Source organism: Frigidibacter sp. MR17.24, assembly GCF_037095655.1.
Taxonomy (GTDB): Bacteria; Pseudomonadota; Alphaproteobacteria; order Rhodobacterales; family Rhodobacteraceae; genus Frigidibacter.
In genome coordinates this window covers 25,696-40,162 of record NZ_JBAWKE010000016.1, presented here as the reverse complement: position 1 = coordinate 40,162, position 14,467 = coordinate 25,696, and the positions used below count along the sequence as shown (strand labels likewise).

The 14,467-nt window shown below is 69.5% G+C and carries 14 protein-coding genes and 1 pseudogene; all 15 read left to right on the top strand.

The window, feature by feature from the left end; all coding sequences use genetic code 11:
* Positions 1-80: 80 nt before the first annotated feature.
* Positions 81-749 (top strand): nitrilase-related carbon-nitrogen hydrolase, encoded by a 669-nt coding sequence (locus V8J39_RS22925; protein ID WP_336463305.1) that lies wholly within the window; start codon positions 81-83, stop codon positions 747-749.
* A gap of 20 nt (positions 750-769) precedes the next feature.
* Entirely contained in the window at positions 770-1,123 is a 354-nt protein-coding gene (locus V8J39_RS22920) for a RidA family protein (protein ID WP_336463302.1), read from the top strand.
* A 21-nt stretch (positions 1,124-1,144) separates the two neighbouring features.
* Complete coding sequence (locus V8J39_RS22915) at positions 1,145-2,386, top strand: NAD(P)/FAD-dependent oxidoreductase (protein WP_336463301.1); 1,242 nt, start codon at positions 1,145-1,147, stop codon at positions 2,384-2,386.
* Positions 2,387-2,440: 54 nt separating this feature from the next.
* The gene (locus V8J39_RS22910; protein ID WP_336463300.1) at positions 2,441-2,707 is read left to right on the top strand and encodes a dihydroxyacetone kinase subunit DhaK; all 267 of its coding nucleotides are present in this window, start codon (positions 2,441-2,443) and stop codon (positions 2,705-2,707) included.
* 1 nt (position 2,708) lies between these two features.
* Positions 2,709-3,302 (top strand): dihydroxyacetone kinase subunit L, encoded by a 594-nt coding sequence (locus tag V8J39_RS22905; RefSeq protein WP_336463299.1) that lies wholly within the window; start codon positions 2,709-2,711, stop codon positions 3,300-3,302.
* Between the two features lie 204 nt (positions 3,303-3,506).
* Positions 3,507-4,148 (top strand): annotated as a pseudogene (locus V8J39_RS22900) (transposase); the annotation flags it as partial.
* 346 nt (positions 4,149-4,494) lie between these two features.
* Positions 4,495-5,544, top strand: a complete 1,050-nt coding sequence (locus V8J39_RS22895; RefSeq protein ID WP_336463298.1) for a TRAP transporter substrate-binding protein — start codon at positions 4,495-4,497, stop codon at positions 5,542-5,544.
* Positions 5,541-6,149 (top strand): TRAP transporter small permease subunit, encoded by a 609-nt coding sequence (locus V8J39_RS22890; protein ID WP_336463297.1) that lies wholly within the window; start codon positions 5,541-5,543, stop codon positions 6,147-6,149. The genes V8J39_RS22895 and V8J39_RS22890 overlap by 4 nt, the downstream gene beginning before the upstream one ends.
* Entirely contained in the window at positions 6,146-7,429 is a 1,284-nt protein-coding gene (locus tag V8J39_RS22885) for a TRAP transporter large permease (protein WP_336463296.1), read from the top strand. The genes V8J39_RS22890 and V8J39_RS22885 overlap by 4 nt, the downstream gene beginning before the upstream one ends.
* Complete coding sequence (locus V8J39_RS22880; RefSeq protein ID WP_336463295.1) at positions 7,429-8,220, top strand: hypothetical protein; 792 nt, start codon at positions 7,429-7,431, stop codon at positions 8,218-8,220. The genes V8J39_RS22885 and V8J39_RS22880 overlap by 1 nt, the downstream gene beginning before the upstream one ends.
* Positions 8,217-9,986: a hydantoinase B/oxoprolinase family protein gene (locus V8J39_RS22875; RefSeq protein ID WP_336463294.1), complete on the top strand. Its 1,770-nt coding sequence runs from the start codon at positions 8,217-8,219 to the stop codon at positions 9,984-9,986. Before V8J39_RS22880 ends, V8J39_RS22875 begins: the two co-directional genes overlap by 4 nt.
* On the top strand, positions 9,983-12,088 hold the full coding sequence (locus V8J39_RS22870) for a hydantoinase/oxoprolinase family protein (protein WP_336463293.1): 2,106 nt from the start codon (positions 9,983-9,985) through the stop codon (positions 12,086-12,088). Before V8J39_RS22875 ends, V8J39_RS22870 begins: the two co-directional genes overlap by 4 nt.
* Complete coding sequence (locus V8J39_RS22865; RefSeq protein WP_336463292.1) at positions 12,072-13,175, top strand: DSD1 family PLP-dependent enzyme; 1,104 nt, start codon at positions 12,072-12,074, stop codon at positions 13,173-13,175. Before V8J39_RS22870 ends, V8J39_RS22865 begins: the two co-directional genes overlap by 17 nt.
* A complete protein-coding gene (locus V8J39_RS22860) occupies positions 13,175-13,891 on the top strand; it encodes a GntR family transcriptional regulator (protein WP_336463291.1) in 717 nt (238 codons plus the stop codon). The genes V8J39_RS22865 and V8J39_RS22860 overlap by 1 nt, the downstream gene beginning before the upstream one ends.
* Positions 13,892-14,208: 317 nt before the next feature.
* Positions 14,209-14,409, top strand: a complete 201-nt coding sequence (locus tag V8J39_RS22855; RefSeq protein WP_336463290.1) for a hypothetical protein — start codon at positions 14,209-14,211, stop codon at positions 14,407-14,409.
* Positions 14,410-14,467 lie beyond the last annotated feature (58 nt).

Sequence of the window (14,467 nt, the reverse complement as noted above, 5' to 3'; positions counted from 1 at the left end):
CGACGCGCTACGACAGATGCCCGAAGGTCTTCCTCTCGGCCATCGCTCTCGCCGCAACCGTCCTCTTCTGGCTATGAGTCCTGAGCCTAGCGCGGGCGCTCGGGGTGGGCTTCACCCTCGGCTTCGCCGAGCTGACGCCCGAGGGGCGCCATTTCAACACCTCGATCCTCGTCGGGCCCGATGGCACGATCCTGGGCAAGTACCGCAAGATCCACCTGCCCGGCCATGCCGAGAACGAGCCGTGGCGCCCGTTTCAGCATCTCGAGAAGTACTATTTCGAGAAGGGCGACCTGGGCTTCCCGGTCTTCGACGGCCCCTTCGGCAAGGCCGCGATGTGCATCTGCAACGACCGCCGCTGGCCCGAGACCTGGCGCGTGCTGGGGCTTGGCGGGGCCGAGCTGGTGACGCTGGGCTACAACACGCCCGCACATTTCCCGCCGGCACCGGAGCATGACCACCTGCAGAACTTCCACAACGAGCTGTCGGTGCAGGCCGGCTGCTACCAGAACGGCCTCTGGGCGGTGGCGGTGGCCAAGGCCGGGCTGGAAGAGGGATCGCGGCTGATCGCAGGCAGCGTCATCGTCGCCCCGACCGGCGAGATCGCGGCGCGCACGCTGACAGATGGCGACGAGGTCATCACCGCCGAGGTCGATCTCGACCGCTGCGCGGAGATCCGTCAGAACATCTTCAACTTCGCCCAGCACCGCGAACCCGGCGATTACGCCGCGATCACCGCGCCCAAGGCGTGACAACCGAAAGGAACCGATCCATGAGCAACCAGCCCCCCCGCCCCGCGCCGCCGCTCTCGAAACTGCGCCGCCTGGGCAGCACGGTCTACCTGTCGGGCGAGCTTGGCTTCGATGCCGATGGCGCCATTCCGGACGGGATCGAGGCCCAGACCCACGCCTGCCTGCAAAACATCGCCCGGACCCTTGCGACGGAGGGGCTGAGCCTTTCGGACGTCGTCTCGACCAGCTGCATCCTGACCGACCCGGACGACTTCGCGGCGTTCAACGCGGTCTATGCCAGCTATTTCCCCGAGCCGCGCCCCGTGCGCACCACCTATGCCGCGGGGCTGATGATCGCGGCAAAGCTCGAGATCACCGCCATCGCCGAAGGCTGAGCACGAGACGGGAGGTCGCCGATGGCCGAGATCATGGTTCTGGGCGCCGGGATGGTGGGGCTTGGCACGGCGCTGGCGCTTCAGGCGCGGGGGCACGCGGTGACGCTGGTCGACCGCGGGCCGCCGGGGGCAGAGACCAGCCACGGCAATGCCGGCGCGATCCAGGTCGAGGCGGCCGAACCCTACGCGATGCCGCGGGACCTGGCCACGCTGACGGGCCATGCGCTCGGCCGATCCAATGACGTCAGCTTTCGCTGGCGCGACCTGCCGGCGATCGCGCCGGCGCTCTGGCGCTACTGGCGCGCCTCCGCCCCCGGCAATGTCGCGCGGATCGGGCCGGCCTATGCCGCGCTGACCACGCGGGCGGTGGCGGATCATGCGCCGCTGATCGCGGCCGCCGGACTGGACAACCTGGTCCGCCGGACCGGCCTGATCGAGATCTACCGCGATCCCGGGCGGCTTCAGGCGGCGCAGCGCGCGGCGGAGCGGATGGCCCGCACCTACGGCACCGTGTTCGAGGCGCTGGACGGCCCCGCCACCGCCCGTGCCGAGCCCGCGCTGCGCCGGGCGGTGGCGGGGGCGATCCTGTGGCGCGATCCGTGGTCGGTCAGCGATCCGGGGGCCCTTGGCGCGGGCTACGGTGCACTCTTCGAACGCCGCGGCGGGCGGATCGTGACCGCCGACGCCATGGCGCTGCAATCGCGCGGCGGCGGGTGGCACCTGCCCGGCGCGGGGATCGACGCCGAGGCCGCGGTCGTCGCGCTGGGACCATGGTCGCCGGCGCTGATGCGGCGTTTCGGCTACAGGATCCCGATGCTGTGGAAGCGCGGCTATCACGCGCATTTCCGGACGCCGCTGCCGATCCACCGCCCGACGCTCGACACCGACCACGGGGTTGTGCTGAGCTCGATGGCGGCGGGCTTGCGGATCACCACCGGCGCGGCCTTCGTCGCCCGGGACGCGCCCGTTGATCTGCGCCAGCTGCACCGGGGCCTCGCGGGCGCACGCGAGCTGTTCGAGATCGGCGAGGCGATGCCCGGCCAAGTCTGGCACGGGCACCGCCCCTGCCTGCCCGAGATGCTGCCGCTGATCGGCCGGGCACCGCGGCACGCGGGCCTGTGGGTCAACTTCGGCCATGGCCATCAGGGCTTCACCCTGGGTCCCACGACGGGCGCCGTGCTCGCGGCGCTGTTCGACAGCGAGCCGCCCCCCCTCGCCCCCGCCCATGTCGCCGCTCTGGGCGCGGCACCGCGCTTCGGCTGACGGGACGGCCACAGTGCTTCACCTCCCGTCACAGATCGAGCCCAGCCTCCCCCGGTGGCGGATCGCCCACTGTCAGCTGGCGACCGGGTGTCGGTCCTCGTGAATTCCTTGGGCGCGACCCCGCTCGAGGAGCTCTACATCCTGTATCGCCGCTTGGCGCAGCGGTTGTCGGAACTTGGGGTGGACATCGTGATGCCGCTCGTGGGTCGCTACGCCACGTCAATGGAGATGACCGGCGCCACGCTCAGCATCCTGAAGCTCGATGCAGAGCTTGAGACGCTTCTTCATGCGCCTGCCAATTGTGCCTTCTGGAGGGTTTGATATGGGGATCACATCCGCCGACCTCTCCGCCGCCCTGCAACGCATCGCCCGTGAGGCCGAAGCGAGCCGTGCCGATCTGTGTGCCGCCGATGCCCAGCTTGGAGATGGCGATCTCGGCATCACCGTTGCCGAAGGCTTCGCGGCCTGCGCGGCGCTGGACCTGCCCGAAGATGTGGGGCGCGCCTTCTTCGACATGGCGAAGGCATTCCAGATGGCATCCTCTTCCTCGTTCGGCACGCTCGTCGCCACGGGGATGATGACGGCGGCAAAGGCGCTCAAGGGTGAGACCGCACTCGCACCGGATCAGATCCCGGCTCTCGTGGCCCAGGCGCGTGACGCGATGATGGCGCGCGGCAAGGCATCGCTTGGTGAAAAGACGGTGCTGGACGGCCTTGACGCACAGGCCACCGCGCTTGCCCGTGCCGCACCGGGAGACCACCTCTCGAGCGCGCTCTCGGCGGCGGAAGCCGTCGTGGAGACATTCAGATCGCAACCCAACCGCGCAGGTCGCGCCCGCATCTTCTCCGAAAAGTCCATCGGGCTGCCAGATCCCGGTCAGCTTGCGCTGGTCGTGATCACCCGTGGACTGAGCTGATCAAATCCGGACGGCATCCCCCCTCCGAACCATGGCATTGGTGGGGGAGCCTGGACAGGCTGCACCCCAGCCCCTCAGGTAAGTGGTGATGTGAAAGCCCCCGGAGCCGGCGGCGCGCTGGGGGCTTTCTCGGTCAGCTCGGGTTTGGCGCACCTGTCAGTGAGAGCGAGTCACCTCGGGACTCCTGATCGTCAGATGGTTGGCATGTCAAAGCCTGCCGACACCCGTGACCGCACGGCGAACTGGTCCGACCATGATGCATCACTGAAGCGGCGGGGATCATTGTCCGTCCGGTTCGATCCGGAAATGTCTTGGCAGGCCGCGCGCGGTGGCACGCCCGGCCATCCCGAGACCGTCCCCGACTCCGGAGGAACGGAAAGCGGTCCGGAGAGCCGTTGTCCCGACGCAGGCCATTCAGACCTGCCTGACTCTGAAAGTGCTGTTCGGCCTGCCGCTGCGTCAAAGTCAGCTGGTAAGGCGGCCTTGGTCCGAGCCCACAGGCGAACGGTCTGGTCGCCAGCCTGATCAGGATGGCCGGGCGGGATTGGCCCGTGCCCGACTGCTCGACGCTGTGTCGGCGTCAGGCCCGGACCCGGTGCGGATCCCGTAGCCGCGCTCCGGTGCGCCGCTGAACCTGTTGATCGTTGGCAAGAGCATCCGTTTCCGCGGCGATGGTGGAGGACTGGCGCGCAAGCTTGGCACGACGCGCAGACGCGAGTGGCGGACGGTGCATTCGGCCATGGTCACATCCGCGCAGTCGAATGCACCTCGATCGGACAGGGCGACATCCCATTCGTCCGTAAAACGATCCGCGCCCGGCCGGAACAGGTGCCACTTGCGCCTGTCCTGATCGGCATCATGAATCGCCGCTCGACCCTTGGACTGGCCGAGATCAAAGCCGTGGCATGAGGCCGATGGGATGAAGGGCAGTTTGGCCTGCCGTCCGACTGGCGCGCCAATGTCCCCCCAATCGACAGGGCCCGCCCCCGGCGGATCACCCGGCGCTTCTTTCTTCAGCAAGGCCGCCCGGCCCTGCCCGCGATCCGTCCATCGCCGGGGCTTCTTCGCGTCATCCGAAGGAAGGTGTTGGCAGGACGATGCGCCCCCGCTCACATATACTTCACGTATATCTCCATGCCGAACGGCAGATCGCGGCAACGCCCGCACATCCCAACAGAGAGGACCACCCGGAATGCGTCTTGGAAAGATTGCCCGCCCCCTGCTGGCACCGGCGCTCTGCGCCGCACTCGCCGCCACCACCGCCCAAGCCGCGGATGTCGACATCCGCGCCATCGGCTACACCTCGAACCTTTACCTCTGGAAGATGGAGGAGGCCTTCTACTCCGGCCCCTTCAAGGAGGCCGCGGGCGATCTCGTCTCGGTCGAGGCGGTGCCCCATGACATCGCCGGCCTGAAAGGTCCCGAGGTGCTGTCGCTGCTGCAGGACGGCACGCTGCAGCTGGCGGTGCAGAACATCAGCTACATGGCCGGCGAGGATCCGCGCTTCGAGGCGCTCGACCTGTCGGGCGTGACGCTGACCAATGCCGAGGCCAAGAAGGCCACCGACGCCTACCGCCCGGTGCTGGCCAAGGTGCTGGAAGAGAAGTTCAACACCCATCTGCTGGGCCTCGCGCCGCTGCCGAGCCAGGTCTTCTGGTGCCGCGACGAGATCTCGGGCCTGTCGGACCTGTCGGGCAAGAAGATCCGCGTCTTCAACGCGACGCTCTCGGACTTCGTCGGCGCTCTGGGCGGCACCACCGTCACCATGCCCTTCGTGGACGTGATCCCCGCGCTGCAGCGCGGCGTGGCGGACTGCGCCGTGACCGGCACCTCGTCGGGCAACACCGCCCGCTGGTTCGAGGTCACGAAATCGATCTTCCCGATGAATGTCGGCTGGTCGATGGTGTTCTGGGCCGCGAACAAGGATGCCTGGGACAGCTGGTCGCCCGAGGTCCAGACCCTGCTGACCGAGCAGTACGGCAAGCTCGAGGCCGAGGCCTGGCAGGCGCAGATCGAACAGGACACCGACGCGCTCGCCTGCTCCACCGGCGGCGAATGCAAGCTGGGCCTGCCCGCCTCGATCAAGCTGGTCGAGCTGACCGAGGCCGACCGCGCGAAAAGCGCCGAGATCGTCGACAGCGCCGTGCTGCCGAACTGGGCCAAGCGCTGCGGTGCCGACTGCACGGCCGAATGGAACGCGACCGTCGGCAAGGCGATCGGCAAGGAGGCCCCCCTGCCATGATCACGCGCGGGCTGGACAGCACCCTGTCCGGCCTGCGTCGCCTCTCGGCGGGCGGCGTCTGGCTGGGCGGGGGTCTGCTTACCCTCTATTGCGGTGCCGTCGGCGTCGAGGTGCTGATGCGCCGCTTCGCGGGGCACAGCTTCGGCGGGCTGGACGAAATCGGCGGCTACCTGCTGGCCTTCGTCGCGGCCATCGCCTTCACCGAGACGCTTCTGAACCGCGGCCACATCCGCATCGACCTGGTGCAGGCGCGGTTGCCGCGGCTGGGCCAGGCCGCCTTCGACCTTCTGGCGCTCGCGGGGATGATCGGCTTCTACGGCCTCTTGCTGAATTACGCAGCCACGCTTCTGACGCGGTCCGTTACCATGGGTACGCGGTCGATGACGCCGCTCGCGGTGCTGCAATGGGTGCCGCAGTCGCTGTGGTTCGCGGGCATCGCGCTTTTCGTCGTCACCGGTGCCGTGCTGTTCCTGCGCGCGCTGGTCGCGCTGGCGGCGGGCGACGCGGCCACGGTGCAGGCGCTGATCGGCGCGCGCAGTGCCGATGACGATCTGGCCGAGGAGAAGGCGCTGAACGACATGGCCGCCGGCGAGGTGCGCGCATGATCGCCGTCACGCTCGTCTCGCTGTTCGGGCTTCTGCTGCTGTCGCTGCCGGTCGCGGCGGTCCTGGGCCTGACCGGGGTCATCCTGTCCGAAATCTATTCCTTCATCCCCGCCACCCGCGGCATCGCCACCATCGGCTGGCAGGCGATGAACGACGCGGTGCTGGTCGCGGTGCCGCTGTTCGTGCTGATGGGCGAGATCCTGCTGCGCTCGGGCGTCGCTGCGCGGATGTATGCGGCGCTGTCGGGCTGGCTGGTCTGGCTGCCCGGCGGGCTGATGCATGCCAACATCGCCACATCGACACTCTTCGCCGCGACCTCGGGCAGTTCCGTCGCGACCGCGGCCACCGTGGGCACCACCGCCATTCCCGAGATCCGCCGCCACGGCTATCACGAACGGCTGTTCCTGGGATCGATCGCGGCCTCGGGCACGCTCGGGATCCTGATCCCGCCCTCGATCAACCTGATCCTTTATGGCGCGATGACCAACACCTCGATCCCCGGGCTCTACCTTGCCGGGATCATCCCGGGGCTGGGGCTGGCAGTGATGTTTTCCGTCACCGTCTGGCTGGCCTGCCGGCTGCGCCCCGATTGGGGCGGCCGGCGGATCGAGGCGGGCTGGGACGCGCGGCTGCGCGGCCTGCCGCACCTGATCCCGCCGCTGTTCATCTTCCTTCTGGTCGTGGGCTCGATCTATGCCGGCTGGGCCACCCCGACCGAGGCGGCGGCGCTCGGCGTGCTGGGCTCGCTCGCCATCGCGGCGCTGGGGCGCAGCCTCACCCGCACGATGCTGCACGCGGCCTTCGCCGGCACGATCCGCACCACGGGCATGCTGCTGGCGATCACCACCGCCGCCTATTTCCTGAACTTCGTCTTCGGCAACATCGGCCTGACCCGCAACGTCACCAGCTTCTTCAACGACCTGAACCTCGGGCCGCTGGGCACGCTGATGGTGATCATCCTGTTCTACCTCGTGCTCGGCCTGTTCATGGAAACGCTGTCGCTGATGGTCGCGACCGTGCCGATCTTCACGCCCATCGTGACCGGCCTCGGCTATGATCCGGTCTGGTTCGGGATCCTCGTGATCCTGCTGATCGAGACGGCGATGATCACGCCGCCGGTGGGGGTCAACCTCTTCGTGGTGCAGGGCGTGCGCGGGCGCGGATCGCTGAGCGACGTGGCGCGCGGGGTGCTGCCGTTCCTGGGCACGCTGCTGCTGGCGATCGTGCTGATCGTGATTTTCCCGCAGATCGCGCTCGTGCTGCCGAACTGGATGAAGTGATGGACGCCGCCGTCATCCTTGCCCGGGCGCTCTGCTGCGGCGCGGTCGTCTGGCTGATGATCCGCGCGATCGACGGCGCGCCGCCGCCGGTTGCGGCCTGGATCATCGCGCTGCCGATGACGATGGCGGCGGGCCTGCTCGCGATCGCGGGCACGCAGGACGACGGCTTCGTGCTGACCGCCGCCCGCGGCGCCGCGATGTCGCTGCCCGCGATGCTGACCTTCGTCATCGTCGCGGCCCGGCTGTTCGACCGGCTGGCCGCGTCGCGGCTGCTGGGCGCGAGCCTGCTGGCCTGGCTCGCGGTGATCGCCGCCATCACCGCGACCGGTCCCTGGACGCTGGTCCAGAGCCTGACCGCGATCACCGCGGCGGTGGTCTTGTCACACCTGGTGCTGCCGATCCGGGTGGCCTTCACCGCGCGGGCCGCGGCGGCGGCGCGGCGGCGCGCCTGGATCCCGGCGCTGCAGGCGGTGTCGATGGTGCTGGTGCTCTCGGCGATCTCGGGCCGGGTCGGACCGGTCTTCAGCGCCTGGATCGCCGCCGCACCGATGGCGCTGACCTTCGTCACGCTGGGCATGAAACGCTCGGGCAGCCGCAATGCCCAGGCCACCTACCAGTCGGCGCGGCTCGGCGTGCCGGCGCTGTTCACCTACCTCGCGGCGGTCGCGATCCTGACCCCGCGCATCGGCGGCACCGCCGCCACCCTTGCCGCCCTCCTGCCCTCGCTCGGCCTCTCGGCGCTGATCGTGGCCGGACGGCTCATTCTCACCCCGAAGGAGATCGCCCCATGAGCGTTTCCACCGCCTCCACCGCGCGCGCGCCGGTCCCCGAACCCGCCGGCGCCATCGCCGATCCCATCGCCTTCCAGCTGTTCCGCCACGCGATCACCGGCATCGCGAACGAGATGGCGCTGACGATCTTCCGCACCGCCTATTCGGGCGTGCTGAAGAACATCATGGACTACTCGACCGCCATCTGCGACCGCGAGGGCCGGCTGGCCGCGCAGGGCCTGTCGCTGCCCGGGCATCTCTGCTCGATCCCCGTCGCGCTCAAGGCCTCGATCGCGGCGATGAAGGACCCGATCGAGGAGGGCGACATCCTCGTGATGAACGACCCCTATTCGGGCGGCATGCACTTGCCCGACATCTTCACCTTCAAGCCGGTCTTCGTCGAGGGCGAGATCGTCGCCTGGGCCTGCGCCGTGTGCCACCACACCGACGTCGGCGGCCGGGTCGCGGGATCGAACGCCTCGGATTCGACCGAAATCTATCAGGAAGGCATCCGCATCCCGCCGCTGAAGCTGCACCGTCGCGGCGTGGTGAATGAAACCTTCATGGCGATGATGCGCTCGAACGTGCGCATGCCCGAACGCTTCGACGGCGACCTGCGCGGCCAGATCGCGGCCTGCCGGATCGCCGAACAGGGCATCCAGGCGCTGGCCCTGTCGCGCGGCCGCGAGGCCTTCGTCGGCCTTGTCGAGGGGCTTCTCGACTATTCCGAGATCCTGACCCGCGAGGCGATCAAGCGCCTGCCCGACGGCGAGGTGACCTTCACCGACTACATCGACGACGACGGCATCGACGTGGGCCAGCCGATCAAGCTGGTCTGTTCGATCCGCAAATCGGGCGAGCGGCTGGTGGTCGACTGGACCGGCACCGCGCCGCAGGTGAAGGGGGCGATCAACAACACCTTCTCTTACACCGCCGCCGCCTCCTACACCGCGGTCAAGACCGTGCTGGCGGACGGGGCACCCAACAACGACGGCGTGTTCCGCGCGGTCGAGGTGATCGCGCCGCCGGGCACCATCGCGAATGCCGTGATGCCCGCCGCCTGCGCCGCCCGCGGCCTGACCGGGTTCCGCATGGCCGACTGCGCCTTCGGCGCGATGGCCAAGCTCGCGCCCGGGCAGGTCTTCGCCTGCGGCGACGGCGGCAACACCAACGTCTCGATCGGCGGCTGGACCGCCGAGCGCAAGCCCTACATCTTCGTCGATTTCTTCTCGGCCGCCTGGGGCGCGCGCCCCTGGGCCGACGGGCACGAGGGCAACACCACGATGTTCGCCAACATGGCCAGCTATTCGACCGAAACGGTCGAGGGCGAGAACGGCATCGTCATCACCGTCAACGAATTCGCCGACGACAGCGCGGGCGCGGGCAAATTCCGCGGCGGGGCCGCGATGCGGCGCGACTACATGCTGACCGAGGACGAGGCCGTGCTGTCGGTGCGCGCCGACCGCCAGTCGCACCGGCCCTACGGGCTGGAAGGCGGCCATGACGGCGCGGCCGGCATCTCGCTGATGAACGGCCGGCCGCTGTCGTCCAAGTTCACCATGTCGATGCGCAAGGGCGACGTGCTCAGCCACACGCTGCCCTCGGGCGGCGGCTATGGCGATCCGCTCGACCGCGACCCGGCCGCCGTGGCCGAGGACTGGCTGGACGACTTCGTCTCGACCGCGACCGCCCGCGACATCTACGGCGTGATCCTGACGGCCCAAGGCACCGTCGACACCGCCGCCACCGAAGCCCGCCGCGCCGAGCTGCGCAAGGAGGCCAAATGACCCCCGTCCTGAAACAGGCCCGCTTCGCCATCGACATCGGCGGCACCTTCACCGACTTCATCCTCGAGGATGGCGCGGGCGACCTGCACACGTTCAAGACCCTGACGACGCATGACGACTACACGGTCGCCATCGGCGAAGGCATCGACCGGCTGCTGGCGCGCACCGGGATCACCGCGGGTGAAATCGGCCAGGTGCTGCACGCGACGACGCTGGGGTCGAACACGCTGCTGGAACGCTCGGGCGCGAAGACGGGGTTGATCACCACCACTGGCTTCCGCGACGTGCTGGAGATCCGCGACCTGCGCATGCCGCGGCTTTACGACCAGACCTGGGAAAAACCCGAACCGCTGGTGCGCCGCCGCTACCGCCGCGTGGTAGAGGGCCGCATCCTCGCCGACGGCACCGAGATGACCCCGCTGAACGAGGCCGACGTGCGCGCCGCGGTCGAGATGCTGCGCGCCGAGGGCGTCACCTCGGTCGCGGTCTGCCTGATCAACGCCCATGCCAACCCCGCCCACGAGATCCGCGTGGCCGAGATCCTGCGCGAGATCTGGCCCGAGGTGCACCTGTCGCTGAGCCACGTGCTGCTGCCGGAAGAGGGCGAATATCCCCGCACCTCGACCACCGTCATCAACGCCTATGTCCAGCCGGTCATCAAGGACTACGTCGCCCGTCTGCTGGCGATGATGGAGGGTCGCGGGATCGCGGCGCCCCTGTTCTTCATGCAGTCGAACGGCGGGCTGACGCCCGCGCGGATCGCCGCCGAACAGCCGATCCACATCATCGAAAGCGGCCCGGCCGCAGGCGTCGTCGGCGCCTCGATCATCGGCAGCCAGACCGGATCGCCCACGGTCATCACGCTCGACATCGGCGGCACCACCGCCAAGGCCGCGCTGGTCGAGAACGGCACCCCCGGCAAGGCCACCGAATTCCAGGTCGGCGGCCACGTGCTGCAGGTCGAGCGGCTGCTGTCGGGCGGCGGCTTCACCCTGCGCGTGCCCGCCATCGACCTGGCCGAGGTCGGCGCGGGCGGCGGGTCGATCATCGCGCTCGATGCCGCGGGCGTGCCGCAGGTGGGGCCGCGCTCGGCCGGATCGAACCCCGGGCCCGCCTGCTACGGCCGCGGCGGGACCGAACTGACGGTGACCGACTGCAACCTGACGCTGGGCTATCTGAACGAAAGCTCCATCGCCGGCGGCGAGATGGTGCTGTCGCGCGACGCGGCGGTGAAGGTGGCGACCGAACAGCTGGCCGATCCGATCGGCCTGCCGGTCGAAGAGGCGGTGCACGGCGTCTTCACGCTGTCCTGCGTGACGATGATCCAAGCGATCCGCGCGGTCACCACCGAACGCGGTCAGGACCCGCGCGACTTCGCGGTCTTCGCCTTCGGCGGCAACGGCCCCCTCTTCGCCGCGGGCATCGCCCAGACCTTGGGCTGCCCCAAGGTGATCGTGCCGCCGGCGCCGGGCGTCTTCTCGGCCCTCGGGCTTCTCTGCGCCGAGGTCGAGATCCACAAGTCGCGCAGCTTCCGCGCGATCGTGGGCCCGGACAGCGTGGCGCAGGCGCAGGCGATGCTGGCCGAGATGGCCGCGCTGGCCGAGGCCGAGGCCGCCCAGCCCGGCGGCCGTGTCAGCGTCACCGCGCGCATGCGCTACGCGGGCCAGTCCTCGGACCTGCAGGTGAGCCTCGGCGATCCCGCGCGGCTGGATCCGGACGCGGTGCGCGCGGCCTTCGTCGCCGAACACGACCGGGTCTTCAAGTTCACCGCGCCCGATGACGAACCCGTCCGCTTCACCGCGATCGAGGTCGCCTATGCGATCCCGGTGGGCCGGCTCGACCTGTCCCGGCGGCGCCTGCCGACCGAAGGGCAGGCCAGCACGCAGCGCGCCTGGTTCGGCAGCCACGGCTGGCTCGATGCGCCGGTGATCCCGCGCACCGCGCTCGATCGGGCGACGGGGCCTTGCATCATCACCGATCCCGATGCAACGACGCTGGTGCCGCCGGGTGCCACCGCCCTGCGCACACCGCTGGGCGGGATCGAGATCACCCTGCCCCAGCCTGCCAAGGGACCCGCGCTGCGCCATGTCGAACCCGCCTGAAGCCCCTGCCCGCCCCGGCGACCCGATCGCCGCGATCCGGACACCGGCGCTGGTCGTCGACCTCGACCTGTTCGAGGCCAATGTCGCGCGCATGGCCGCGCATGCCGACCGGCTGGGCGTCGCGCTGCGCGCCCATGCCAAGACCCACAAGTCGGCCGACATCGGCCGGGCGCAGGTCGCGGCCGGCGCGGTGGGCCTGTGCTGCCAGAAGCTGTCGGAGGCCGAGGCGCTGGTCGACGAGGGCCTCGACGACATCCTGATCGCGAACCAGGTGGTGGGGGCGGCGCGGATCGAACGGCTGGTCGCGCTGTCGCGGCGCGCCCGCATCGCGGTCTGCGTCGATCATCCGGGGCAGGTCGCCGCGCTGGTCGCCGCGGGCGCCGAGATCGAGGTGCTGGTCGAGCTCGACTGCGGGTCGAACCGCTGCGGCACCACGCCCGAAGGCGCGGTGGCGCTGGCGCGGATGATCGAGGACGCGCCCGGCCTGCGCTTCGGCGGGCTGCAAAGCTACTATGGACGCGCCCAGCACATCTACGACCCTGACGAGCGCGCCCGCGCGCTCGAGGTCTCGATCGCGCTGACCGCCCGCGTGCGCGACGCGATCCGGGCCGAGGGCATCGCCTGCGACCGCGTCACCGGCGCCGGGACCGGCACCTTCGGGATCGAGGGTGCCTCGGGCGTCTATACCGAGATCCAGGCCGGCAGCTACGTCTTCATGGACGCCGATTACAACCGCGTGCGCGACGGCAACGGCGCGCCCGGCGGCTTCACCCAATCGCTCTACGTTCTGGCCACGGTGATCAGCACCGGTCCCGGCCGCGCGGTCTGCGACGCGGGGCTCAAGGCGAGTTCCCCCGACAGCGGACTGCCGCAGGTCGCATCGCCCGAGGGCATCACCCTGCGCGGCCTGTCGGACGAACACGGCACGCTCGACGATCCCGAGGCGCGGCTTGGCCTCGACGACCGGGTCTGGCTGATCCCGGGCCATTGCGATCCGACCGTCAACCTGCACGACTGGTATGTCGGCATCCGTGGCGGCGCGGTCGAGACGGTCTGGCCGGTGACGGCGCGCGGACGGCTCTACTGATGGAGGTCTCGCAGGTCGAAGCCGCGGTGGCACTGCTCAGGGACCGGATCATGGACCTGACGCTGGAACCCGGCAGCCGCATCGACGAACGGCTCCTGACAGAGCGGTTCGGCCTCGGCCGCACGCCGGCGCGCGAGGCGATGAACCGGCTGTCGGCCGAGGATTTCGTCGACCTGCGCCCGAACCGCGGCGGCGCCTTCGTGGCGCCGCTGGGCTTCGAGGACTTCGCCCAGATGATCGAGGCGCACCAGTTCTGCGAGGCGATGCTGTGCCACCGCATCGCGATGGACCATCCCGGCCTGCTCGACGACCTGCTGCGGATCCAGGCCAGCTATGTCGAAGCGGTGAACGCCCGCGACTTTTTGCGCATCACGCAGATCAACATGGCCTTCCACATGCGTTTCTACGCGACGCTGAACAACGCCTTCATCGAGACCTACGCACTCAAGATCCAGCGCCACGTCGCGAGGGTCCTGAACTTCACCTACCAGAACGAGCTGCCGGAGCTGTCCCATCAGGACGAGCAGTTCCGCCTGAACCTTGCCCAGCACGACGACATCCTGCGCGCGCTGGCTGATCGCGACCGCGCGCGGCTGACCGAGCTGCTCCTCGACCATGCGCGGTACGTTCAGCTGCGCCTGACGCACCTTCTGAATCGCCGCGGGCTGGTGCCCGAGGCGCCCGTCGACTTCGGTCGCCTCACACCGCGGGACTGAGCCGGCCGCGCGGACGAGACCCAGCGGCAGGCCCGCATCCGGTCAGTGGCCATAGCGAGGCTCGCCCGGAGGGTCATCTCCGCTCGGCGTGCGGCGCAGCGCGCAGCTAGCGGACCGGTGGCGGCGCAGTTCGAGCACTTCGCTGCGCCCCGCGCAGGTCGAGGATGAATGACCACCCTGACTCCTACCGCTATCCCCTCCATCATCCCCGGGTGGTTCGCCGAGCACGAGGTCGAGCGGCACGACATCGCGCCGAGCAAGCCGATGCAAGACACGTGTTTGTGGAAAGCTTAACCTAGAGGATGCGGGACGAGTTCTTGAGTGAGGCGCTGTTCCGCAACCTCGCGCAGGCGCGCCATCAGGGCGACGCGCTGGTCGAGACGGCCGGTCGGCGATCGCGGTCGGCGTCATATCATGGCGCAACGCGCGCTTCGGCAGACGAAGCGGCTCAGATCCGGGTCGCGAACGAGGATGCGCAAGGTGCGCTCGCCACTGACGGCATCCCCCACGACGATTAACGGCGCGTTCGCAGGGCCGCTCTCGGGCCCGTCGGTCATGCCACGGTCCTGCGCATGG

What these genes read in the sequence shown, in the direction of transcription:
- V8J39_RS22870 (WP_336463293.1), top strand. Translation starts at nt 9,983, where the DNA reads ATGACCCCCGTCCTGAAACAGGCCCGCTTCGCCATCGACATCGGCGGC.
- V8J39_RS22885 (WP_336463296.1), top strand. Translation starts at nt 6,146, where the DNA reads ATGATCGCCGTCACGCTCGTCTCGCTGTTCGGGCTTCTGCTGCTGTCG.
- V8J39_RS22915 (WP_336463301.1), top strand. Translation starts at nt 1,145, where the DNA reads ATGGCCGAGATCATGGTTCTGGGCGCCGGGATGGTGGGGCTTGGCACG.
- V8J39_RS22895 (WP_336463298.1), top strand. Translation starts at nt 4,495, where the DNA reads ATGCGTCTTGGAAAGATTGCCCGCCCCCTGCTGGCACCGGCGCTCTGC.
- V8J39_RS22905 (WP_336463299.1), top strand. Translation starts at nt 2,709, where the DNA reads ATGGGGATCACATCCGCCGACCTCTCCGCCGCCCTGCAACGCATCGCC.
- V8J39_RS22860 (WP_336463291.1), top strand. Translation starts at nt 13,175, where the DNA reads ATGGAGGTCTCGCAGGTCGAAGCCGCGGTGGCACTGCTCAGGGACCGG.
- V8J39_RS22920 (WP_336463302.1), top strand. Translation starts at nt 770, where the DNA reads ATGAGCAACCAGCCCCCCCGCCCCGCGCCGCCGCTCTCGAAACTGCGC.
- V8J39_RS22865 (WP_336463292.1), top strand. Translation starts at nt 12,072, where the DNA reads ATGTCGAACCCGCCTGAAGCCCCTGCCCGCCCCGGCGACCCGATCGCC.
- V8J39_RS22890 (WP_336463297.1), top strand. Translation starts at nt 5,541, where the DNA reads ATGATCACGCGCGGGCTGGACAGCACCCTGTCCGGCCTGCGTCGCCTC.
- V8J39_RS22875 (WP_336463294.1), top strand. Translation starts at nt 8,217, where the DNA reads ATGAGCGTTTCCACCGCCTCCACCGCGCGCGCGCCGGTCCCCGAACCC.
- V8J39_RS22880 (WP_336463295.1), top strand. Translation starts at nt 7,429, where the DNA reads ATGGACGCCGCCGTCATCCTTGCCCGGGCGCTCTGCTGCGGCGCGGTC.